At 57.3% G+C, this 22,570-nt stretch carries 22 protein-coding genes; 13 read left to right on the top strand and 9 right to left on the bottom strand.

Features of this window, described 5'->3' with window-relative positions:
* Nucleotides 1-834: 834 nt before the first annotated feature.
* Nucleotides 835-1,476, bottom strand: coding sequence for an HAD family hydrolase (locus MnOB_RS19460; RefSeq protein ID WP_234358294.1), 642 nt, complete (start codon nucleotides 1,474-1,476; stop codon nucleotides 835-837).
* A 171-nt stretch (nucleotides 1,477-1,647) separates the two neighbouring features.
* Here MnOB_RS19460 and MnOB_RS19455 point away from each other — a divergent pair, with 171 nt between their 5' ends.
* Nucleotides 1,648-2,817, top strand: a complete 1,170-nt coding sequence (locus MnOB_RS19455; RefSeq protein ID WP_077525880.1) for an ATP-binding protein — start codon at nucleotides 1,648-1,650, stop codon at nucleotides 2,815-2,817.
* 69 nt (nucleotides 2,818-2,886) lie between these two features.
* Here MnOB_RS19455 and MnOB_RS28885 read toward each other — a convergent pair whose 3' ends face one another.
* A complete protein-coding gene (locus tag MnOB_RS28885; protein ID WP_158713835.1) occupies nucleotides 2,887-3,057 on the bottom strand; it encodes a hypothetical protein in 171 nt (56 codons plus the stop codon).
* Between the two features lie 560 nt (nucleotides 3,058-3,617).
* Between MnOB_RS28885 and MnOB_RS19450 the strand changes: the two genes are divergently transcribed.
* Entirely contained in the window at nucleotides 3,618-5,882 is a 2,265-nt protein-coding gene (locus MnOB_RS19450) for an NACHT domain-containing protein (RefSeq protein ID WP_077525879.1), read from the top strand.
* Nucleotides 5,883-6,000: 118 nt separating this feature from the next.
* On the opposite strand, the gene MnOB_RS19445 is transcribed toward MnOB_RS19450, so the two are convergent.
* From MnOB_RS19445 to MnOB_RS19435, 3 genes are read right to left on the bottom strand one after another with little or no spacing between them, the layout of a single operon-like run.
* Nucleotides 6,001-7,299, bottom strand: a complete 1,299-nt coding sequence (locus tag MnOB_RS19445) for a hypothetical protein (RefSeq protein WP_077525878.1) — start codon at nucleotides 7,297-7,299, stop codon at nucleotides 6,001-6,003.
* A 26-nt stretch (nucleotides 7,300-7,325) separates the two neighbouring features.
* Nucleotides 7,326-8,042 carry a hypothetical protein gene (locus MnOB_RS19440; RefSeq protein ID WP_077525877.1) on the bottom strand — a complete coding sequence of 239 codons (717 nt, stop codon included), beginning with the start codon at nucleotides 8,040-8,042 and terminating at the stop codon, nucleotides 7,326-7,328.
* A 20-nt stretch (nucleotides 8,043-8,062) separates the two neighbouring features.
* A complete protein-coding gene (locus MnOB_RS19435) occupies nucleotides 8,063-9,349 on the bottom strand; it encodes an endonuclease/exonuclease/phosphatase family protein (protein ID WP_077525876.1) in 1,287 nt (428 codons plus the stop codon).
* A gap of 1,173 nt (nucleotides 9,350-10,522) precedes the next feature.
* Here MnOB_RS19435 and MnOB_RS19430 point away from each other — a divergent pair.
* Together MnOB_RS19430 and MnOB_RS19425 are read left to right on the top strand one after the other, a co-directional pair.
* Nucleotides 10,523-10,879 carry a histone-like nucleoid-structuring protein, MvaT/MvaU family gene (locus MnOB_RS19430; protein ID WP_077525875.1) on the top strand — a complete coding sequence of 119 codons (357 nt, stop codon included), beginning with the start codon at nucleotides 10,523-10,525 and terminating at the stop codon, nucleotides 10,877-10,879.
* Between the two features lie 812 nt (nucleotides 10,880-11,691).
* Nucleotides 11,692-12,639, top strand: a complete 948-nt coding sequence (locus MnOB_RS19425; RefSeq protein WP_077525914.1) for a MerR family transcriptional regulator — start codon at nucleotides 11,692-11,694, stop codon at nucleotides 12,637-12,639.
* 79 nt (nucleotides 12,640-12,718) lie between these two features.
* Here the strand turns inward: MnOB_RS19425 and MnOB_RS19420 are convergent, their stop codons facing one another.
* Nucleotides 12,719-13,165: a PAS domain-containing protein gene (locus tag MnOB_RS19420; RefSeq protein ID WP_077525874.1), complete on the bottom strand. Its 447-nt coding sequence runs from the start codon at nucleotides 13,163-13,165 to the stop codon at nucleotides 12,719-12,721.
* 103 nt (nucleotides 13,166-13,268) lie between these two features.
* On the opposite strand from MnOB_RS19420, the gene MnOB_RS19415 reads away from it, so the two are divergent.
* Together MnOB_RS19415 and MnOB_RS19410 are read left to right on the top strand one after the other, a co-directional pair.
* The gene (locus MnOB_RS19415; RefSeq protein WP_077525873.1) at nucleotides 13,269-13,718 is read left to right on the top strand and encodes a flavodoxin; all 450 of its coding nucleotides are present in this window, start codon (nucleotides 13,269-13,271) and stop codon (nucleotides 13,716-13,718) included.
* Complete coding sequence (locus MnOB_RS19410; RefSeq protein ID WP_077525872.1) at nucleotides 13,718-14,176, top strand: cupin domain-containing protein; 459 nt, start codon at nucleotides 13,718-13,720, stop codon at nucleotides 14,174-14,176. Before MnOB_RS19415 ends, MnOB_RS19410 begins: the two co-directional genes overlap by 1 nt.
* Before the next feature lie 110 nt (nucleotides 14,177-14,286).
* Here the strand turns inward: MnOB_RS19410 and MnOB_RS19405 are convergent, their stop codons facing one another.
* A complete protein-coding gene (locus MnOB_RS19405; protein ID WP_077525871.1) occupies nucleotides 14,287-15,189 on the bottom strand; it encodes a LysR family transcriptional regulator in 903 nt (300 codons plus the stop codon).
* 96 nt (nucleotides 15,190-15,285) lie between these two features.
* Here MnOB_RS19405 and MnOB_RS19400 point away from each other — a divergent pair, with 96 nt between their 5' ends.
* From MnOB_RS19400 to MnOB_RS19370, 7 genes are all read left to right on the top strand, one after another.
* Nucleotides 15,286-15,672 carry a CidA/LrgA family protein gene (locus tag MnOB_RS19400; protein ID WP_077525870.1) on the top strand — a complete coding sequence of 129 codons (387 nt, stop codon included), beginning with the start codon at nucleotides 15,286-15,288 and terminating at the stop codon, nucleotides 15,670-15,672.
* Complete coding sequence (locus tag MnOB_RS19395; RefSeq protein ID WP_077525869.1) at nucleotides 15,662-16,348, top strand: LrgB family protein; 687 nt, start codon at nucleotides 15,662-15,664, stop codon at nucleotides 16,346-16,348. Before MnOB_RS19400 ends, MnOB_RS19395 begins: the two co-directional genes overlap by 11 nt.
* A 94-nt stretch (nucleotides 16,349-16,442) precedes the next feature.
* The gene (locus MnOB_RS19390) at nucleotides 16,443-17,225 is read left to right on the top strand and encodes a class II aldolase/adducin family protein (protein WP_077525868.1); all 783 of its coding nucleotides are present in this window, start codon (nucleotides 16,443-16,445) and stop codon (nucleotides 17,223-17,225) included.
* A gap of 50 nt (nucleotides 17,226-17,275) precedes the next feature.
* Nucleotides 17,276-18,100, top strand: coding sequence for an alpha/beta fold hydrolase (locus MnOB_RS19385; RefSeq protein WP_077525913.1), 825 nt, complete (start codon nucleotides 17,276-17,278; stop codon nucleotides 18,098-18,100).
* A 120-nt stretch (nucleotides 18,101-18,220) separates the two neighbouring features.
* The gene (locus tag MnOB_RS19380) at nucleotides 18,221-18,472 is read left to right on the top strand and encodes a hypothetical protein (protein WP_077525867.1); all 252 of its coding nucleotides are present in this window, start codon (nucleotides 18,221-18,223) and stop codon (nucleotides 18,470-18,472) included.
* A gap of 105 nt (nucleotides 18,473-18,577) precedes the next feature.
* Nucleotides 18,578-19,489, top strand: a complete 912-nt coding sequence (locus MnOB_RS19375; protein ID WP_077525866.1) for an SDR family oxidoreductase — start codon at nucleotides 18,578-18,580, stop codon at nucleotides 19,487-19,489.
* 253 nt (nucleotides 19,490-19,742) lie between these two features.
* Complete coding sequence (locus MnOB_RS19370; RefSeq protein WP_077525865.1) at nucleotides 19,743-20,516, top strand: crotonase/enoyl-CoA hydratase family protein; 774 nt, start codon at nucleotides 19,743-19,745, stop codon at nucleotides 20,514-20,516.
* Between the two features lie 71 nt (nucleotides 20,517-20,587).
* On the opposite strand, the gene MnOB_RS19365 is transcribed toward MnOB_RS19370, so the two are convergent.
* A complete protein-coding gene (locus MnOB_RS19365; protein ID WP_077525864.1) occupies nucleotides 20,588-20,932 on the bottom strand; it encodes a cupin domain-containing protein in 345 nt (114 codons plus the stop codon).
* Nucleotides 20,933-21,007: 75 nt separating this feature from the next.
* Entirely contained in the window at nucleotides 21,008-22,414 is a 1,407-nt protein-coding gene (locus tag MnOB_RS19360; RefSeq protein WP_077525863.1) for an NAD(P)/FAD-dependent oxidoreductase, read from the bottom strand.
* Between the last annotated feature and the right edge of the window lie 156 nt (nucleotides 22,415-22,570).

Genomic DNA, 22,570 nt, shown 5'->3' with positions numbered 1-22,570 from the left:
CCAACAGTTGACCAAAAGAATACCCCACATCTCTGTGCTGCATGTGCATTTCGTTAGCATAAAACATAATAGACCAATCATCCCACCTATTGTTCCTGCATAATATTTGATGGGATATTATTGAATCGATTATTCGACGGAAGCGATGGGCGCTGGATGGGATATCATTGAATCGGACAGCCTGACATTTCATCTCACCCTTTAATGAAGACCTGATGGCTCTCGCACATGCTTCCAGTTTTATGGTTGTCAGATGTTGCCCGCTGCTGGCATGCCGCATATGGCAGGCGTTATTGATTATTTGTTAAGGTGGTCTCGACCAGCAGGAAGAGTCTGATTTGTGCGAGCACCTCTTTGCAATGTGCCGCGTTGTGTCATCTGAGGCGGAGGGAACTTACTTTCCCTTTGAACGAATTTTGCTAGCTGAATTTTTCGCAGTGCGAAAAAAATTGGTTGGGTCGTACTACTGCCTTGCCTTGGAGAAGGGCCCTTCTGCAACGCATTCAATGTCTACCGGCAAAGTTACCGGAGAAGGGGACGTGGCTGTCCGTTCGAAATCCTCGGGCCGAGCGAGGGCATGGCTCCGTCAAGCACGGTGAGCATAAAGCTCGTCTCTTCGAACCGTGTCATTTTTGGCACTTTCCACGGAACGGCCGCTGATTTTGAAGAAGCGGAAAATGTGCATTGCCAAGCTGTGGGTACGATTTCGCCGCCAATTTGCCCATTCGGATGATTTTTCGCACTGCGAAAATAACTGCACATCAGCCCAGCCATCGACAGGCATCGCACGGGGCCATTGGCCACGGTGTGAAACGGGAAAAGGAGGCCTGAGTTTCACTTCGGTGGTCTGTTACCTGCTGCTATCAGCCGCTCAGCGAAATCCACCAAGGACCCAAAGGAGGAGTTGGTCCCTTCGAGTCCGCGCTGCAAAAAGAAGCCACTGATACCAGCGCTGATTGGACCAGACACATCCGCTTCAAACGTGTCGCCGACCATGGCAATTGAACCCGGATCGCAATCTAGGGCATCCGCAACATATTCATAGATCAATGGTTCTGGCTTGATCGCGCCTATTTCAAAGCTCCAGGCGTAAACATCAAATTCCGGAAGCAACAGATAGGCAGGAATCGCATATGGAGCAGCCAGATTGGAGCAAGCGGCGAGTTTATAGCCTGCTTCTCGGAGCATCTTTAGCGCAACCAATCCGTCCTCAAATGCTCTGATGCTGGCAAGTTCAAAATGTAGGTCCCGCTCAAGTGCAGACAGGTCTTCATAATTCAAGTGGCAGTCAAAGAGGGCTGCGGCACCGATGAGACCTACATTGTTGGTCATCAGCGTTCTGGAATCGTCAGGTTGTGGTTTTCGGCCTCGACTGCGCAGTAGTTTCATCAGTTGGCGAAAAGGATGCCGGGCTTCTCCGTGCTGCAACAGTGTTCCGTAAATGTCAAACACAACGGCTTCGATCACTCTGTCCATTTTCGCTCCGCAAAATACTGGAAGTATTGTGTGCAATATTGTTGTTTCGGTTACCCGGCTGTCCATCTCGCCGTTGATTGACAGCATTATAGCGTTCGCGCATAAATTCTTAAGCGGTAGTCTGCGCCGAAATTATCCATCCTTAATCAACTGTTCGATTTACAAGCGCTTATGGATGCTCTTCGAAATCCCTATACCCCATATGCCGGCGCCAAGCCGCCTGAAATCGTCGGACTTGACGGCCTGCGTAGTGGCGTTCGTGTTGCACTAGAGCGCCTGCGCATGGGCAAGCCAGCTAAAGGCGTCATTGCGGTTGGTTTGCGAGGCATGGGGAAAACCACGTTGCTGAACCAACTTCAAGACGATGCTGAGTTGTCAAAGGTCTTTACGGTATACGTTGAGTCTCGTGAATCAACGCACCTCCCGGCACTGCTCATCCCTGGCTTGCAGGCCTTTTTGTTGAAGCTCGAACGAATTGCGTCAGCTAAGGAGTGCGCTTCTCGTGGCCTTCGTGGGTTGGCAGGTTTCGTAAAGACGCTGGATGGGCCATCTGGAGGTATCGCCTTCATCGGTGACTACCAGCCAGAGCCTGGATTAGCGGACAACGGCAATTTGGAAGCTGATTTGACGGACTTGCTTGTCCAGGTTGGAACTGCCGCATCCCTTGGCGAGGTCCCTCTGGTTATGTTGATCGATGATCTGCACCGCTTCGACGATCATCAGCTGGGCGCACTCATTGCAGCAATGCATCGAACCGCGCAGCGGGTACTTCCGATCGTTCTGATTGGCGCTGGCTACCCGAGTTTGAGAGGGAAGGCGGGCAACCTCAAACCCTACGCAGAGAGGCTCTTCGAGTTTCCGGTGCTGGGGCCGCTCGAGCCGCAGCTCGCTCGGACGGCATTTTTGAAGCCAGCCCACGACAACGGGGTCATTGTCGACGAGTCTGTTGTCGATTTGGTTCTCGATCTCACCAAGGGGTACCCCTTCTTCATTCAGCAATGGGGGAAAAGCATTTGGGATGCCGCAACAGGAAATCACTTCACTGCCGAAGTTGTGCGAATAGCGACGCCTCGGGCCATAGCAGAATTGGATCAGCGTTTCTTCACGGCTGACATGGCTCAGACATCGCTGGCTGAGAAGCACTACTTACGAGCCATGGCTACGCTCGGTACGCCCCCCCACCATGCACGCGAAATTGCCAGAGTGCTCGGCATGTCTTGCGAAGCAGCGAAGCCGCTACGTCGTAGCCTCATCTGCCAAGGGGTGCTCTGGGGACCGAATGATGACGAGACGTCTTTCACCGCACCAATGTTTGACCAGTTCATTTACCGGACAAAGTGAAAGCTGGCATGGTCGCCCATCACGCAACGCTATGGTGAATGCTGGCTAGGGCGGCTGCCTCACCAGGGATCAGGAGGTCGAGCTGCCGCCGTCATTGAAGAAGTCTTCACGAGCAACGCGCCCAAATTCGCTGGCGTCTTGGCCCTCATCACTAAGCGTGAAGTTCACCATGCGCTCCCGTTTGAGGCCTACCGGCGCCTCGGCTTCGGCCAGCAAGGGCTTCGAGACCAGGTCAGTCACCTCGGCTTATGACCGCTCTGCCATTCTGCACCCTGCTGCTGCGCTGGTCCGTGAGCGCCATGAAGTCATGGCGCGGTGTATGACCCAGGACCAGGGTAACCCCCCCGGCTCACTCGGGGGGCGCGATATCTACCCTCCACTTGGATTACCGCCACCAGCGATGTGTTGTGCGGCTAGGGCCAATGGCGGAAGTCTTTTCCACGGCAGGGAATGGCGAGCGTGTTGAGCTACTCGACACGAGTTTGGGATTGTTCGCGCAGATATTGAGGCAGGTAATAGAACGACGAGAGATTTCATATGCGTTTCAAGCAGCTAGCAACACCTGGCTTCCGTTTGCCTCTGCATAATCCTCGCTTGTCGTGGCCGGCAGGAGCCTACGGGCACTGCTGAAATCGCTCGAGATCTATGCCTAACAGTATTTCGTGCTTCATGAAAAATTGAGGGTAGGAGATCTATTGATGGCGAAATGGAATCAATCTAAAGTTAAGTCGGCCCGCGATGGATCTTAAGGCACCACAGGGGGGCTTTGCCGAGCGTGGAATTTCTGCCATGGAGAGAAAATGGAAGCTCAAAAGATAGAAAGAATTAAGAAGCTCGAAAGAGAGGTTCAAGATTTCCATCCATTGCTGAAAGTTCTTTTGGGGCGAATCCCTTACATCAGAAATGTCGAGTACAGACAAGGTCCTAATGAAAATGGTGCCGATTTTGTTCTCGAGAAATTTGACGAGATTTTGAGTTCGACTACTTACATCGGCGTGATCGTAAAAGTCGGTAAAATAAAGCAGGACCAAACTGATATTGAGCGTCAAATCGAAGAGTGTGGCATGGAGCGCACATTCGACAGCGGGAAAAAGAAGGTCTTCATCAGCGAAATTTGGATCATATCAAACGACTCAATAACTGAGAACGCCCAGCAGAAAATTCATTTCAAGTATAAAAACACCAGTATAGCATTTTTTGATGTATTAAAGGTAACTGGCTTAATAGAAAGGTACTATCCCGAGTATTGGACTGATATCAGCGTAAAGCTTGGAGAGTATATCCGTAGGGTGCGCGCATTCTCCGAGAAGATAACTAAGAATTCTTCAATCCTTGAGTTTCAAGAAAATATTAATATTGAGCAAAAAGTATTAAAGCTTTCTAGCAAGGTAAAGCCAGATCAAGGGCGCCTATCAAAAATACACCAAACATCGATTCATGAGGCAATTAAGACTGAAACCTTGATTTTTCTTGAGGGCCTAATGGGCGCGGGTAAGTCGAATCTCGTTAAGCGTGCAATTGAGAGGGTTACAGCGCCAGATGTTATAAATCTTGAGAAAATCGTACCAGTTGGTATGACTTACAAAGATTACGTTGATGTTCACAAAGAGAAAATCGCGGAAATTATTGATAAGTCTGTAGAAGACTCGAATACAGATCCGGATAAGCATACCTATTTGCTTATTTTGGATGGCCTAGATGAAATACAGCTATCGTCAGAAGAGAAATTAGAGAGTTTACGGAAGATAAGTCAGTTTGCTCGATCAAAGAGTAATCTAAAGATTTTGGTGACAAGCAGGCCAATTGAAGATCTTAAAGAGAAAAACGAAATTGAGAAAAATTATACACGCTTTCAGGTTATGCCACTTTCAACGAAACAACTTCTGACTTTCATTGAGAAGGCGTGTGACAATCCCGCTGCTGTGGAGCGACTCACTGCGGGAATTGAAAGATCTGTTCTGTTTAGGAATCTTCCGAAAACCCCAATTTCTGCAATTTTACTCGCCAGAATATTGAAGGAAGATCCAACTGAATTACCATCCACAATGACGGAGCTATACTCAAAATACTCTGAGTTAGTGCTTGGTAGGTGGGACATTAGCAAAGGGCTTCAATCTCAGAAAGAGTATGAAGTAATTGATAGTGTTTGTACCAATCTGGGAGCCTATGTTATTGATAATGGGCTTACTGAAATATCCTCTAAGGAGGCTCAAGGATTTTTTGATAAATATATAAAAGAGAGGAATTTGAAGATTTGCTCGGGGTCTATATATGAGAAGTTTTTGTCCAAGACGGAGATTGTAAATTATAGTAATGCAAATTTGACGATTAATTTTAAGCATCGAACATTTGCAGAGTATTTTTCTGCAAAGAAGTTGATGAAAGATAACTCCGCTGTAATTACCGAAAAAGTATACGACCCATATTGGTGTACGGTTTTCTTTTTCTTTGTTGGTTTGAAAAGAGATTGTCCAGAGCTTATCGATGCATTGACGTGCGTTGAGACGAAGACTACTCAGCAGCGAATTTATCGAGTTTTCCAAATGGCGCAATATTTATTGGCTGGGCACTTGACGCCATATCAAAATATCCGCTCTGCTCTTAAAAAGACTTTCTCTCTGGCGGCGGAACTGTTGCAGGAAGGGTTGTCAGGACAGTCGCCATTGTCGTCCCTTCCGCCGATGCAACTAATCTATATATTGTCGTACGGCATTTGCAATGCTTATGGGTACGAATATTTTTCTGATGCTATTCAAGAATCTATTTTGGACAGCCTGGGTAAAGATTTGACAGAGGCCGAAATATTAGAGCTGTTTTTGCTCAGTTCAACATCGGCATTTCTTGGAAAGAATCATGCATTTGATGGGCTGATTAATGAATACGGAAAGGATCTTCCGGAAACTCTAAAACTGGGTATTCGACACTTTAATGAGGATTTTTCACTAAAGTCCGAGGTTACAACGAAGTATATAAAGAAGATAGACAAAAACTTCAAGGCGAGAAGCAATTTTCAGGAGCTTGTTGTGCGTCTATATGACACCCCAATTGCAGAGTCTGAAGCTTAATGTGGTTTCTGGTAGTCGCACTACTCGCGAAAGTGCGACTACCGCTAGGAATTATAGGTTTGCTTGAGTCGTCTATGCTGCGCTGCGGGGTTTTAAAGCACTAATCTCTAGAGGCGACCTATGACCAGTTCCAGCTATCTGGGAAGTGAAAAGTCTTATCTTGTTGATCTTCTGCTTGAGAGAAGGTCTCCATGTAAGTTGGAAGCCATTTTTTCGCGACGAGAGTTTGAAGTGAATCGGCTAGCTCAATAATCCCCGGTGTATGAATGCTTGTGGCTAACTCCCGAATGCAAACGAACAGCTCTGAGAATGTACAATCGAGAACAGCCCCTTGCAACGGCATGTCTAGGAAATCAATGGGCGTTCCATACTTGAGGATGTAGAATGATTTCCCCGTCTTGCGGACAGTGTAGCGTTCTATCGGGCATGCGCCTGGGTACATCGGTGTCAGGTCGACTACGTCGCATAACTGAGAAAATCCTTTAAGGTCAAACTCTATATCTTTTGAAGAAGCACTGCAAAGAAGCGCTCCATCCTTGATGTCGTCAAGATCCGCTACCCGGATGGAGCGGCGTCCTGAACACCCCATCACAATGCTAGACTCCTGAAGCAGCTGTTTAAGTGGCATGGGATAGAAACCACGCCCGTATGCGAGCATGTTTACTACAGGATTGATGTCGTAGACCGACACTACTGCATTGCGCCCCTCGAAGGCAGTTGCGCATGATTTTCCGATATTGCCCCAACCCACAACGCCACACCGCACGCCGTCCAAGATTGATGCCATCTGAGTACGTAGCACTTTCTCTAGGCTATAAACACAGGCATCTCCAATTAGAGAGTCTTCAACGCGCTTCAAGGCTGTGTCCGCCATCGATATGATCGGCACCCCGAGTCCGCCTGACTTCTGCGCGGCTTGGTATGCCCATAAGCCATTCTTGGTATCTTCGACGCAACCTTTGAAATTCTTATACTGACCTAGTTCGTGCGTCCAGTTCGCGAGATAGCCCCCGACTTCTTGAAAAATGATTGGGTAAGGCGCCGTCTGGATCACTTTCTCAACGTCTTTCCATAGCTCATGTTTCATGTAGTCAATTGACGGTGGAACGAAAACTTTATATCCCTTCTCCTCAAGTGCAGCCACTGCGTTCTTGTCCGTCGAGTAGACAATACTGATAACTAAGTCGACAGGGTACACGGAGTTTACCAAGTCGATATAGCCAATTGTCGTGGGAAGGATGTGCTGAAGAATAATAGAATGTGTGTTGTCAGTATTCGCGGTTTCCATTGCTAATTGGCGGAGTACCTTGAGATCGCCAGATGGGTCAATGGACACCATCCCGATTTTTTCTCCGTGGTCGAGTTTTGCGGAAAACATAGAACGATCAAAATCTTGATTGGCGCTTCGATTTTTCATAGGAAGTTCCTTCTTTTATTGTTGTGCTAGCGAAGCATTGTTTCATAGCCAGCGTCGACGCTGTCTTGGTAGTCGCCAGGCTCAATCGGGCGGCCATCAAAATAAACCGCGATGTCTTCGCCTATTGGCCTCTTTGAGTTAAGAGTAAGCACGATGTTCCACTCGTCGTGCGCGCCTTTGCTATAAATGGTTGAGCCGCGGAGACCGTAATACTTTATGAACTTCTGGCGCAGTGTCTTGTCGTCATATATGGCTTTATAGGTGGGATCGATATCTGCTTGCTTCATTAGCCATTTTTCGATAGTTCCAAGCATGTCCAGTTCACCAATGTCAAAGAACTGCCATACGTCTGTTGGTCCGACAAAGTAAACAATATCGAAGTCGGAACCGGATCCATCTGGTCCGGCCAGAACGTCGGACCAAACAGCCATATAATCGCCGCCTGTAGCATCTCTAGGCAGGTTGTAAGCGGCGGGATTTAGAATCCATAGTTGTGAGCCGAACTTACCCTGAACTCGCTCGGTAATATTCGAAGCCATGTTGGTGTTGGTTTTAAAGTCGCCACCGCTCTTCGCGCTCACGGGCACTGAAAGGTATCCGATGAAAAGCCCCGCTGCTCGTTTTGCCGCGACCTCTGCGCGAACTTGGTCGATTAATGCCTCTATATCGCCAACAAGTTTCGGCGATACGCAGAAGGTCGAGCCGGAAGTCGATTGATATTGAAATAAAATCTTTGCAGGCATCTTTCATCCCTCTGGGGCAATCAGAACTCGACATCCATAACAACCGGACAGTGATCTGATATGGCCAATGCGGGTTCAGGATATTGTGGCGGCTTGGGGGGGAGGGAAGCCCCTAGACTGCCAATGGGAACCTTACGAATAGACTTTACGTTCTCGAAGAGCGATTCAGACACCAGAATGTGATCAAGGCCAATAGGGTTTCGGCATCCTAGACCATCAGATGATGCAAGTGTCTTACGTTCTTCAGTCGTGAGCTTGTTTGCCTTAGATTTTTCGCACGCCTCGACAACAGACGCTCCACCTGGGCATACCGCCGAAAGAAGTATTGCCTTTGAAGCAGCTGGCACCGCGTCATTAACCTCTAAGAGAAGGTTTCGAGTTAATATCATGGGGGCTCTGAACTTCGTCAGGTCAGTCTCACCGTCGCTACGTAGTGGCTCTGCTCCGGTGACTTTGTTAGCTTCGTGCCACAAGTTTCGATTGAAATCCCCAAGCACAATGAAATGATCAGCTTCCAAGGGAAGCTTCTCAAGTGCATCCTCAAGCGGGCCCACTTGCTGCTGCAGAACAGGGCAAGGGTCACCAGAGCCGTTATTGCTATCGAGACGATCTCCTTCTAAAGGTGATACGCAACTGGATTTAAGATGAAGCGTTAGGAAACGAACTTTCTTCTCGCCGAGTTTAAGGGAGACGACGAGGCCTGGTCGAACTCTTTGGTCTTCTGGAAGGTTTGGCAAAGATATATCTACTAAGTCTTTACACTCCTCTATTGCGTCACCCAAAGACTTCTTCCACGCGAACGCGAGGCGCTGGATTTTGTAGGCGCCGTCGAAAGAGCAAACGTTGTATTCGGCTGATGCGTCACCAAGGGCTTCTCGAACGCTTTGTTTTCCGGATACTTCTTGGAATGCAATTACATCCGGTTTTATGTCTTTTGTGATTAGTTGAGAGATTTTCTTTAGCCGCATAGTGTAGGCTGAAGTTGTTACTTCAATCCCTTGGTGTGCTGGAGTAGTGTAAACCGAGCAGGGAGGCATGATGGAAAGGTCAACCCCCTCAAGTTTCGCGCGTGACTCTGTTATGTCCCATCCACGCTTAGACATTGGCGTGCCTATTGGCGCTATACGCCAAATGCCTTGATCATCTTTCGCATATGTTTTGGAACATAGTGTGATCCAAGGGGGTACTTCCTTCTGGGATACATGCCAGCCCAGATTCCACGTTGCAATGCGAATATTATCGGCACTTGCAAAAAACGACGCAAACAGCGTTGTTGCTAGTACAAGGTATTTCGAGGCCTGGCGCATCCGATGCTCCTTTCTCGTGATAGATCATTGTTATTCACTGCTGGCAGATTACATTTGTAATAATTCTAGGAAGCTTTAAGACTGCCCTAGCCCTAGCCCTAGCCCTAGCCCTAGCCCTAGTGGATTTCACTATAGAAGATAAAACGCGCCACGCGTTGCTTCAGGCCTCGCAAGTCGAACCGGGTTTTTGCTCCTTGAGTCCGCTCTTGGTCAGGTAGTGTTAAATCACCCGCTTAATCCTTAAGTAAGCCTTGCTGCGCGAAATTTTCTGGTGTTTTTCTAGTTTGCAAACCAACGCCTGAGCGGGGGGCAGCGCTCAGACGGAAGCATCGAGCCACGGCGCTATTTAGACCCGGAGTGTGTCCGGCGGCTTTGCTCACGATCTCTTCTCTCCCAATCTCCCACGTCCGTTTGGGCGGCTTCTGCCCCTGCCGTACGCACGGTCCTGGGAGGAAGTTGTTAAGTCCCTCGATCCCTAAGTCTTTATTGCGGTCTTTCCGATTTTGCTACGTCAGTAACTTTCGAATGCCTCTCTTCGTTGGTGCTTATCCAACGCTTGGCTTTTCAGGTCGATGGCTTGGTCGGCCCTGTCAGAACGTCATGCTGAATGCGGATCATCGAACTCGCACATTTCTCTGCCTCGAGTAGCTCTGCTAGCGTCGAGATCCGCCCGAAGTAGTGTTTAGAGAAGGCGCTCTCCAGCGTAAGACCTACTTTTGGTAAAGAGGATGAAACGTACAAGCGGTGGCCCGTGCTTGATCCGCTGGCCCTCAGCCTCATCTACGAAAGAGTCCAGGCGTTAGGCAAACGACTTGAAGCTCCAACGCCCAAGCAAGGCTTAAGCATTTTGCGTCACCGGTCCTGAGACAAAAATCAGTCTGAGTTGCGCGGAGCCGGAATCATCCAGATCGGTGGTCTCCGAGTTGCGACTATGCGAGGAATTTCCAATTCGTCAGACTCATCAGAACGTTAAGCCCCTTGGTCTGTCCGAATGCCTCCACTAGTAGCCTGTGTTTCACTGTGGCGTCGAAGCTGTGTAAGAAGCTCTGCTCGACTCAGCTGAAGGAACAAAGGCTTCACCGGGGTGCTCATGAAATGGCTTTCGTGCAATGCTACCTATCGGTGCAGCTAATTATCCCGACAATCCTGCTCAAATCATGAGGTCATCGTTACATGTCAAAACTCGCAGAATTCAAGGCTCTTGAAGCTCAACTCGCAGAGCAGCTTAAGCAGCTTGATGCCCTAAAAAATGACCAAGCTCTAAAGCAGGAGATCGAGTTCGAAAGCAAGCTTCGAGCGCTGATGGCCGAGTACGGTGTGAGCCTTCGAGGAATTATTGCTCTGCTGGATCCGCCTCCTCATTCCAAAACGGAGCAAAAAGCGACAAACGATCGCCGCCCCCGCCAAGTGAAAACCTTTAAGAACCCGCATACCGGCGAAGTTATCCAGACTAAAGGTGGCAACCACAAAGTGCTTAAAGAGTGGAAAGCACAGTTCGGTGCGGAAGCGGTTGAAAGCTGGTTGCAATAGCTATTGCTTGCATCCAAGCCTTGGGCAACCCCTTTCGTTGGGGGGGGGTCTTTCGCTCTGCAGTCAGCGCCCCGTTGACTGGCTTATCGGCCAGCAGCGACTGGTCGTTACAAGCAAACCAACGCGGGCAGAACGGATGTCTTGATCTTTAGCGTGTTTTCTGATCTAGCTGTCCATGGTCCTAGGACTAGGGACAGCTAGATCATGCAATCCTTAGTGATGCAAGGGCGGAAATATAAGTCCTAGGTTGTCCTGATCGAGGACACCCGAGGGTTGAACTAGTCGTCGTGAACGATGCGCCCAAAGCCTACGGCCTTAGCCTTACCGGTGGGCTGAGCCAGCCGAGGCCGCAACATTCGCAGGTAGCCACTTTTCCCTTGCCTCAGGGCAGTGTGTTTTGCGCTGGACTAAGCGGACTGACGCATGGGGGGCTGTCTCGGAGTTGGTGCACAGTTAGTGGAGAGCTCTGGGCTACCCCGCGCCGGTAAAAATCCCCGGCCTACCCTACTCGCCAGCAAGCTCAACACTGAACCGAAAAATACTTATGCCCCCGTTACCACATGGAAAAGCGCGAGCCGGGGTTCACAGGTTTCTACCTTTTCGCGGCATAACTTTTCTTCTCAACAGGCCGTTACTATTTTTTCCTAACGCTTAGCTGGCCCCAGATCAAGGATTATTCCGTTTTTTCCGCAAAGCGCCAGCGCGAAGGATGACCGGCAAGTCGTGCCGCGCCTGCCGTGGCCTGCAGCCGATTGGAATCCCCGCAACAAGGATTAAACTGCGTGAATCTTCCCCCTGACGATTCCGCTGCCATGACCGAACCCGGTGCATCCCTCGCGTCCCGCGCCCTGAAACAGGAAGACCTTTTCCCGATCCGGGAAGTGTCGCGCCTGACGGGCGTGAACCCGGTCACCCTGCGGGCCTGGGAGCGGCGCTATGGGCTGATCCAGCCGACGCGTACCGACAGCGGCCACCGGCTCTATTCCCTGGCGGACGTCGAGTCGGTGCGCAGCATCCTCGCCTGGATCGAGCGCGGCGTTTCGGTGAGCAAGGTGGGCAAGTTGCTGGCGCGGAGCAACGCGGCCAGGGCGCCACTGACACCAACCCTTCAGGATTCGGCGGTGGGGGAGTGGAGCGAGCGGCGCGCCCAGGTGCGCAGCGCCGTGTCGAGCCTGGACGAGGCCGAGCTGGAACGGGTCTATGGCCAGGTGTTTTCCACCTATCCCCTGCATGTGGCATTCGCCGATGTACTGATGCCGGTGTGGCAAGCATTGTTGCTGCGTCAGGACGAATTCGGCCGTGGCAGCGAGTGGGTATTCTTCGACAGCTTCCTTCGCGCTCGCGTCCTGCAGCGCTTGCAGCTGGCTCGCACCGGACAGCAGGCGCGGGTGCTGCTGGCGCCTTTGCCCGGGCAGGGGCGTGAGCTGGAACTGCTGGTGGCGGGCCTGCTACTGGGCAGCAGCGAGGTGGCGATCAATGTGCTGGGTCTGGGGCAGCCGCTGGCGGAACTGGAAATGGTCTGCGGCAAGCTTCAGCCCCAGGCGCTGGTGCTGTTCTCCAACCAGCCGCCGGCTGACGACCTGGCCCAGCAACTCAATCGCCTGGCCCTCGGTCTCGACTGCCCCCTGGCGCTGGCGGGCGAAACCGCCGATTTGCTGAGCGAGGAGCTCGATGGTACGCCGGTGGCCTGTCTGGGCAGTGAGGGACGCCTGATGCAGCGGCGTTTGCGCCAGTTCCTGTCCGGGCACCTGGATACCTAATCCGGCCGTTGTGACCTTGTAGGAGCGAGCTCTGCTCGCGAATGACCCAATCACAAGGCTTCGCGAGCAGAGCTCGCTCCTACGCTTTAAGTTCTGCAAGTTCTGATCTGAGCGCCGCCACCTCCGCTTCCAGTTCGCGCACCCGCTGGCGGGCTTCCACCTGCTCGGTGACGTCCTTCTGGATGCCGATGAAGTAGGTGAGCTGGTCGGATTCGTTGAGCACGGGCGTGATGGACAGCTCGTTCCAGAAGGCGCTGCCGTCCTTGCGGTAGTTGCGCAGGATCTGCCGGCACGGTTGGCCGCTGCGGAGTGCCTGGCGGATGGCGGCAAGGCCCAGCTGGTTGCGGTCCTGGCCCTGGAGGAAGCGGCAGTCCTGGTAGAGGATTTCGTCGCGGGGGTAGCCGGTCAGGCGCTCGAACGCGGCGTTGGCATAGATCAGGATGTTGTCCTCACCCTCCTGTTCGGCGACCACGATGCCGTCGTTGGAGGCGTCTATTACCAGTTGCAGCAGCTTGGCGTTGATCATTTTCCCGGCTCGTTCGACCTGACCGGGAGCAGTCTAAGGCATCCTGCGGCCCCTGCCAGTTGCGGCATAATGCGCGGCATTTCGCCCCAGACTCGGAGTACCCATGAAAGTCGCCATCCTGTCCGGTTCGGTCTACGGCACCGCCGAAGAAGTCGCCCGCCATGCGGAAAAGCTGTTCCAGGCCGCCGGCCTGGAGGCTCGCCACCTGCCGCGCGTGAGCCTGGATGACCTGATCGCCTTCGACCCCGAGGCGCTGCTGACCGTGACCGCCACCACCGGCATGGGCGAGCTGCCGGATAACCTGCTGCCGCTGTTTCACGAGCTGCGCGACCGCCTGCCCAACTGGCGCGGCCGCCCCGGTGCCATCCTCGCCCTGGGTGATTCGAGCTATGACCTGTACTGCGGTGGTGGCGAAATGATGCGCGAGCTCTATGCCGAACTGGGCCTGCGTGAAGTGGTGGAGATGCAGCGCCTGGACGCTAGCGAAACCGTCACTCCGGAGCTGGATGCCGAGCCCTGGCTGAACAGTGTCGCCGCGGCGCTGAAAGCCTGATGCACCCGCGCGCCGAATACCTGATCCACGAACTGCAACTGCTGCCGCACCCGGAGGGAGGCTTCTACCGCCGGGTGTTCGAGTCGACTCAGACCCTGCCGGGTGGCCGCGCAGCATCGTCAGCGATTTTCTTCCTGTTGCCGCAGGGCGGCGTCAGTCGCTGGCATCGGGTGGATGCCGACGAGATCTGGCATTTCTATGAGGGCGATCCGCTGGAGTTGCTGGTTGCCGAATCGCCCGAAGAGGTCCGCCGGGAAATTCTCGGCCCGGTGGCGGAGGGCAGCCTGCCCCAGCGCACCGTACCCGCCCACGCCTGGCAGGCCGCCCGCGCGCTTGGCGCCTACACCCTGGTGGGCTGCAATGTGGCACCGGGCTTCGAATTCGCGGGCTTCCGCCTGCTGGCCGATTACCCGCAGGCCCAGCGGGGCTGGCCGTTGCTGGATCGCGCGCTGCTCTGAACCCGCACTGCTTTTCCTGTAGGGGCGAATTCATTCGCCAAGGGCAGCGTAGCTGCCCCAATCGGCCTTGAAGGGCACACCTTCGGTCTGCTTGGCGAATGAATTCGCCCCTACAAGATCTCGTCATCTCGACCCAGCGGCGAATACTCCCGCAACAGCTCCAGCCACGCCTGCGCGGCCCGCGACAGGTAGGCCCCGCGTCGCCAGACGAAAGCGATGTCCCAACGCAGGTCCGGCTCGCGCAGCGGCACCAGGCGCAGGCCGGGGCGTTGCAGGGGGCGGGCGACGATGCGCGGCAGCAACACCACGCCCTGGCCAGCGGCGACCAGCGCGGCGAGGAAGTCGGCCTGACCACTGCGGCCCACTTCGCGCGGCGTGAAGCCGGCCTGTTGGCAGGCCAGCAGCAGTCGATCGTTGAGGGTGAAGCTCTGCTGATAGAGCAGGAAGGGCGAGTCGGCCAGTTGCGCGAGGGCCAGGCTCTCCTCGCCGGCCAGCGGATGATCCTCGGGCACGAGGATATCCAGCGGTTCGATGCAGAAGGGCTGGTACTCCAGGGCCGAATCGCTGGGCGTGAGGCTGCCAGCCAGTTCCAGTTCCCCCTGCAGCAGCGCCTCTTCCATCAGCTTGCTGCCACCTTCGAACAGCCGCACCACGATGTTCGGGTAACGCCGCCGGTACTCGGAGAACAACCCGGCGAACAGCACTTCACCGCCCAGCAGCGGTAACCCCAGACGCAATTCGCCTCGCCGCAGCTGGCTGAGATCGTCGAGCTCGCTGTGCAGGTCCTGGCGCTGGCGCAGCATGTCCTCGGCATGGCGCAGCACCACGGCGCCGGCGTCGGTCAGGCGCAAATGCGGACCGCTGCGCTCCAGCAATTGCACGCCCAGCCGCTGTTCCAACTGGGCCACTTGCTTGCTGATGGTGGACTGGGTGGCATGCAGGGTCTTGCCGGCCTGGGTGAAGCCGCCCTGGCGGACCACCTCGACGAAGCTGCGTAACTGGCGGAATTCCATGGCTATTCCAATCTCGAATGGCTGCAAGTCGAACAATTCGCTTTTGGGATGATAGGCGCGGACCTAATCTGGCCACCAGTACCGAGGGTCATCGTCATGAACCGTTCCCGCCTGCTCCGTATCGCTCGTCTCGCCGTCGAACTCGTCGTTCTCCTGGGCCTCTACGTCCTGGGCTGCACGCTGGCGACGGTACTGGGCTGGCCGATTCCGGGTGGCGTGATCGGCCTCGGCCTGCTGCTGGCGGCCTTCGCGACCGGCTGGGTGAAGCCTGCAGCGCTGCAACTGGGTGCCGGACTGCTGATGGCCGAGATGCTGCTGTTCTTCATTCCGGCGTTGATGAGCCTGCTGGACTACGGCGCGCTGCTGCGCCAGGAGGGACTGCGCATCCTGCTGGTGATCGGCGCCAGCACCTTGCTGGTCATGCTGGCCACCGCACTGACCGTGGAAGTCGTTTGCCGCTGGAGGATGCGCCATGAACATTGAACCCATGTCCTGGTTCTGGCTGGCGCTGACCCTTGCCGGCTACCTGGCCAGCCGCTGGATGTACCGGCGTACCGGCCGCTACCTGCTGTCGCCGCTGATCTTCGTGCCGGCGCTGTTGCTCGTCGTGGCCGTGCCGCTGCACACCGCCTACGCCGAATATGCAGGTGCCACGCATTGGCTGATGTTGCTGCTGGGGCCGGCCACCGTGGCCTTCGCCGTGCCGATCTGGCAGCAGCGCAACCTGCTTGCCCGTCACTGGCCGGCGCTGCTGCTGGGCATGCTGGCCGGGAGCGCGGTCGCTATCGCCAGTTCTTGGTGGCTGGCCAATGCCCTGGCGCTGGAGTCGCAGGTGAGCCTGTCGCTGGTGCCACGTTCCATCACCACGCCTTTCGCCATGCCGGTGGCCGAGGACCTGGGCGGCGTGCCCGAGCTGACGGCGGTGTTCGTCATGCTCACCGGGGTGTTCGGCGCGCTCGCCGGTAGCCTGCTGATCCGCTGGCTGCCCCTGCGCAGTGCCCTGGCCCGCGGCGCCCTGTTCGGCGTGGGAGCCCACGGTGCGGGCGTGAGCCGGGCCCAGGAAGTGGGGCGTGAAGAGGGCACCGTGGCCGGCCTGGTGATGGTCCTCATGGGCCTGCTCAACCTCTTCGCCGCGCCGCTGGTGGCCTCCCTGATCTGACCCGCAAGGCCACTAAGCTGGCTGCCAAGGCGACTATCGCCGTGGCAGCCCGTGGCTAGACTCCCCGGACACATAACAACAACGAGGTTTCGCCATGACCGCCGCCCAAGCCCTCCCGTCACTCAACCTCAAGGACCAGGTGTCCGCCGCCGAATGGCAGACCCGTGTCGATCTGGCCGCCTGCTACCGCCTGATCGCCCTGTATGGCTGGGATGACCTGATCTTCACCCACATCTCCGCCAAGGTTCCCGGCACCGAGGATTTCCTGATCAACCCCTACGGGCTGATGTTCCACGAGATCACCGCGTCCAACCTGGTGAAGATCGACCTGGCCGGCAACAAGCTGATGGACAGCCCCTACGACATCAACCCGGCCGGTTACACCATCCACAGCGCGGTTCACGAGGTACGCCCGGACGTGGGCTGCGTGCTGCATATCCACACCGCCGCCGGTATCGCCGTGTCGGCGCAGAAGAACGGTCTGCTGCCGTTGTCCCAGCAGTCGCTGTTCGTTCTCGCCAGCCTGGCCTACCACGGCTACGAAGGCGTGGCGCTGAACCACGACGAGAAGGCGCGCTTGCAGGCTGACCTCGGCCAAGCCAACTTCATGATCCTGCCCAACCACGGCCTGCTCACTGCGTTCGGCAGCATCGCCGATGCCTTCCTCGGCATGTTCACGATGCAACGCGCCTGCGAAATCCAGGTGATGGCCCAGGCCGGCGGCGGCGAACTCATCCACATCCCGCAACAGATCCTCGACGGCGCCCGGGCGATGATCGCCGGCGTGATGAAGAGCTCCACCGGCATGGGCGGTGCATTGCCCTGGCCGGCGCTGCTGCGCAAGCTCGACCAGCAGTTCCCCGGCTACGCCCAGTGAGCAGTCTGTCCGGCATTCCCCTGGGTGACTGGCGCGCCCAGGCGCGGGACATGGATTTCCGTGGGCAACGCATCCGCTTCTGGACGGCGGGGGAGGGCGAGCCTTTGCTGCTGATCCATGGCTTTCCCACCGCTTCCTGGGATTGGCACTACCTCTGGGCGCCACTGGCGAGGCGCTTTCGCGTCATCGCCTGCGACATGCTCGGCTTCGGATACTCGGACAAGCCGCGCGGCCATGATTACCGACTGCTGGAACAGGCGGACCTGAAGCAGGCGCTGCTCGCCCATCTGGATGTGACCGGGCCGGTGCACCTGCTCGCCCATGACTACGGCGACAGCGTCGCCCAGGAACTGCTGGCGCGGCACCACGAAGGGCGGTTCAACCTGGCCAGTTGCGTCTTCCTCAATGGCGGCCTGTTCCCGGAAACCCACCGGCCGGTGCTGGTACAGAAACTCCTGCTCAGCCCCATCGGCGGGCTGGTCGGACGAATGTTCTCCCGTCGCAAGCTGGCCGCCAGCTTCGCCCAGGTGTTTGGCCCGTCCACCCAACCCACTGAGGCGGAGCTGGATGACTTCTGGCAACTCATCGCCGAACAGGATGGCCCGGCCGTCATGCACCGGTTGATCCACTACATCCCCGAGCGGCGCCAGCAGCGTGATCGCTGGGTGGCGGCCATGCAAAAGGGCGGGGTGCCGCTACGGGTGATCGATGGCGCGGTGGACCCCATCTCCGGTGCGCACATGGTCGCGCGCTATGGGGAGCTGATCCCGGACGCTGACACGGTCTTGCTCGAAGGCATCGGCCACTATCCACAGACGGAGGCGCCGGAGCAGGTCCTGGAGCACTACCTGGCCTTTCGCGACCGACATGGATAGCAGAAATTTCCTGCGTCGATTCGGACGCCGGAGTCTCCAGTCATTGGCGGCGCGCCACTAGCATTTCCGACCTCATCCACTGGCCGGGCACGGGTTGCCCGGCGGCATCGAGGCTCGATCATGCTGTTCCGCTTCCTGGTGTTCCTGTATCCCGTCATTCGTACCCTGGGGCCGGCCACGGCAGCCCTCCTGCTCATCGCCGGCATCAGCCTGATCGGCTATGCAGTGCTGCGCCAGCCGGGCCTATGGAGCTGGTTGGTCGCCAGCGCTTGCCTGCTGGGCTCCGTGCTCCTGGCGCTGCTCTGCCACAGCTATCACTGGTGGCTGTTCAAACTCCGTCCGCACGGCTGCCTGTTCATCCCTATCAAGTAGCGTCGCCCTTATCGGGCACCATTCATGGCGGCTCCGATTCTTGTGGGGTCGGGGTGAGCTGCCGGAGACTCGGCGCATACCCAGGCCTGCCAAGGAGCCCAGCCCATGAGCGATGCAATCCGCTTCCAAGACAAAGTCGTAATCGTCACCGGCGCCGGTGGTGGCCTTGGCCGCGCCCACGCGCTGCAGTTCGCCCGTCATGGAGCCCGCGTGGTGGTCAACGACCTGGGTGGCAGCACCCACGGCGAAGGCGCCAACGCCTCGGCAGCCGACCGTGTGGTGGCGGAGATTCGCGAAGCCGGCGGCACCGCCGTGGCCAGCCATGACTCGGTGACCGACGGCGAGAAGATCGTCCAGGCCGCCCTCGACCACTTCGGCCGCATCGACGTGGTGGTTAACAACGCCGGCATCCTGCGTGACAAGACTTTCCACAAGATGGAAGACGCCGACTGGGACCAGGTCTACAAGGTCCACGTCGAAGGCGCCTACAAGGTTACCCGTGCCGCCTGGCCGCACCTGCGCGAGCAGAACTACGGTCGCGTCATCTTCACGTCGTCCACCTCGGGCATCTACGGCAACTTCGGCCAGTCCAACTACGGTATGGCCAAGCTCGGTCTCTATGGCCTGACCCGCAACCTGGCTATCGAAGGTCGCAAGAACAACATCCTGGTCAACGCCATCGCCCCCACCGGCGGCACCCGCATGACCGAAGGCCTGATCCCGCCGCAGGTGTTCGAGCAGCTGAAGCCTGAACTGGTCAGTCCGCTGGTGGTGTTCCTCGGCAGCGAGAACTGCCAGGAAACCTCTGGCCTGTTCGAAGTGGGCGGTGGCTGGATCGGCAAGGTGCGCTGGGAGCGCAGCCTGGGCTTCGGCTTCGACCCCAAGGCCGGCTTCGACGCCGAGGACGTGGCGGCCAACTGGAAGACCATCTGCGACTTCGAAGGCGCGGCGCACCCGGCGGACAACGTCGAAGCCCTGCGCGAGATGATGGCCAACCTGCAGAAGTACGCCCTCTGATCCCGCCGTTCACCGGGGCAGTTCCGCCAGCGGGCTGAACATTCCTGCGGGGAAGCACTATGTTGAAGGCCGGCCTTGTTGCCGGCCTTTTTCATTGGCGATTGGGCGCGTGAATCGATTGTAGGGGCGATTTCAATCGCCAAGGGCGGCGCAGCTGCCCCCGCAGGACCCGATCGGGCAGACCTACGGCCTGCTTGGCGAATGAATTCGCCCCTACAGCTATCCGTCACCTCGAGCAATCAGGAACCCCTTTATGAACATCAAAGTCGAGAAGAACGGCCCGGTCACCACGCTCATCATCGACCGTCCCGATGTGCGTAACGCTGTTGATCGTCCCACCGCCGAAGCCCTGGCGGCTGCACTGCGTGCATTCGAGGCGGATGAGGAAGCGCGGGTCGCGGTGCTTACCGGGGCGGGCGGCACCTTTTGCGCCGGAGCTGACCTGGGCGCGGTGGCCGAGGACGGTGCACGACGCAACCGCCTGGAGGCCAAAGGCGATGGCCCGATGGGGCCGAGCCGTATGCAGCTGGCGAAGCCGCTGATTGCCGCCATCGAGGGCCACGCGGTGGCCGGTGGCATGGAACTGGCGCTGCTGGCGGATATGCGGGTGATGGCCGAGGACGCAGTATTCGGGGTGTTCTGCCGGCGCTTCGGCGTGCCGCTGATCGACGGCGGCACGGTGCGCCTGCCGCGCATCGTCGGCCAGGGCAGGGCGCTGGACCTGATCCTTACCGGACGCCCGGTGAAGTCACAGGAAGCCCTGGCAATCGGCCTGGCCAATCGAGTGGTGCCGAAAGGACAGGCCCGTGCTGCAGCCGAGGAGCTGGCCCATGCGATTGCGGCCTTTCCACAGCGCTGCATGCTGGCCGACCGCGCCAGCGCCTATGCCCAGTGGGAGCTGCCGTTCGAGGCGGCCATCGCCAACGAATTCGCGGGTGGGATGGAGGTTATCCACAGCGGGGAAACACTGGCCGGCGCCCGCTCCTTCAAGGCGGGGCAGGGGCGGCACGGTAGTTTTGGCGATTGATTGCGATGGAACGCTGTAGGGGCGAATTCATTCGCCAAGCAGGGCGCAGCCCTGCCTGGGGTCCAGCTTGATCAGCGCGAAATGATCACGTAGGTCTTGCGCAGGGTTTCCTTCACATCCCAGATGCCCAGGCTGTTGGCCGGCAGCAGCAGGGCGTCGCCCGCCTTGATCTCGATGGGTTCGCCGCCATCCGGCGTGAAGGTGCAGCTGCCGTGGGTGAAGTGGCAGAACTCCTGCTCGACAATCTGCCGGCGGAAGCGGCCGGGGCTGCATTCCCAGACGCCGGTTTCCACATTGTCGGTGCGCTCCACCGAATGCACGCGGGTATGCGGCACGGGCTCGCCCACGGGTACCGCGACCGGGCTCGGATCGGACAGGGGCATTTCGTGGGTGTTCTTCAGCAAGGTGGCTTTCATGGTGTTGGCTCCGCAAACGCCTGAATGTAGGAGCGAGCTTTGCTCGCGAATGGGTGCAATGAGGTTTCGCGCCGTTCAGCGCATCAGGCCTTCCATGAGGTTGGCCAATTTCAGCGCCATGGCTCGGCGCCAAGGCGCGCTGTGGGGATCGGCCAGCACCCGGTCCTCGTGGACGAAGCTGCGGATGATGGCGTTGTAGCCGAGCCAGCGGCAGGGTTCCGGCTCCCAGGTACTCAGGCGCTCCAGCGGGCCATCGCCGAGGACCCAGGGCTGGCGGGTGAGGAGGGTTTCCTTGCCGAGGATCAGGTCGGCCAGGGTTCGCCCACCCAGGTTGCTGGCGCCGACACCCTCGCCACCGTAGCCGCCGGACAGCGCGATGCCGTTCCTGCGGTCCACCAACATGTGCGGGCGGAAGCGCCGCGCCATGCCCAGGTTGCCGCCCCAGCTATGGGTGATGCCCACATTGCGCAATTGCGGGAAGAGTTCGCCGAGCAGGTAGCGGCGCAGGCCGACCTCGTCCTCGGTGAGCTGGAAGTCCTCTCGCAGCCGGCCACCGAAGCGATAGCCGCCCCTGGCGCCGAAGGCCAGGCGGTTGTCGGCGGTGCGTTGTGCATAAGTGACCTGGCGGCTGCTCTCGCTGAAGGCCTGGCCGTGTTCCAGGCCGATTTCCGCCCATTGCGCGTCGCTCAGCGGTTCCGTGGCGATGAGCAGGCTTTGTACCGGCAGCTGGTACTTGCCCAGCGGCGGCAAGCTGGCCGCGTAGCCTTCGATGGCGGGCACCACCCAATGGGCCTTGAGCTCGCCCTGTCCAGTGCGCACCAGCCCCGGTTGCCAGTGGGTGGCGGGACTCTGCTCGAACAGTTGCACGCCCAGGCGCTCCACCGCACGGGCCAGTCCACGCACCAGTCGGGCCGGCTGGATGGTGGCGCAGTGCGGGGTGAAGATGCCGCCGTAGGGGTTGGCCACTCGGAGCTGGCCATTCAGTTCTTCGGAGCTCATCCAGCGGTAGTCGGATTCGCCGAGGCCTTCGGTATACAGGTCCGCCAGTTGGTCACGCAGGCGCTTTTCCTGCTCCGGGTAACGGGCGGCGCAGTAGAGGATGCCACCCTTGCGGAAGTCGCAGTCGATGCCTTCGCGTTGCAGCACCTCGGCCACTTCATCGGGAATGCCATGCAGCAGGTCGAAGGACGCCTTGCGCTTGTCGGCCGGCAGCGGTGCCAGGGCACGGTCCTCGCCCAGCAGGTTGCCCATCAGCCAGCCGCCATTGCGGCCACTGGCGCCGAAGCCGGCGAACTGCGCCTCGACGATGGCGATCTTCAGCTCGGGGGCCTGACGCTTCAGGTAGTAGGCCGTCCACAGCCCGGTGTAGCCGGCGCCGATGATCGCCACATCCACCTCGTGCGAACCGGACAGCGCCGGTCGCGGCTTGATGTCTTCATCGAGCGTGTCCATCCACAGGCTGATCGAGCGCCAGTTCGACATAGGCAGGTCCCCGTTGGCAGGTTGTTGTGGCTGGCAAGGCTAGAGGGTGGCAGGGCGCTTGTCGTGTTCGCGGGCACGCTGGGAATGAAGCACTGCGGCTGGTCGGTAGGGTGCGCTGTGCGCACCAGCGTCCCCGGGCGGGAGTTGAAGCCCGTC

This window comes from Metapseudomonas resinovorans, assembly GCF_002003485.1.
GTDB classification, from domain to species: Bacteria; Pseudomonadota; Gammaproteobacteria; order Pseudomonadales; family Pseudomonadaceae; genus Metapseudomonas; species Metapseudomonas resinovorans_D.
Note: the sequence above shows the minus strand (reverse complement) of the source record. Positions and strands in the feature narration are given on the sequence as shown.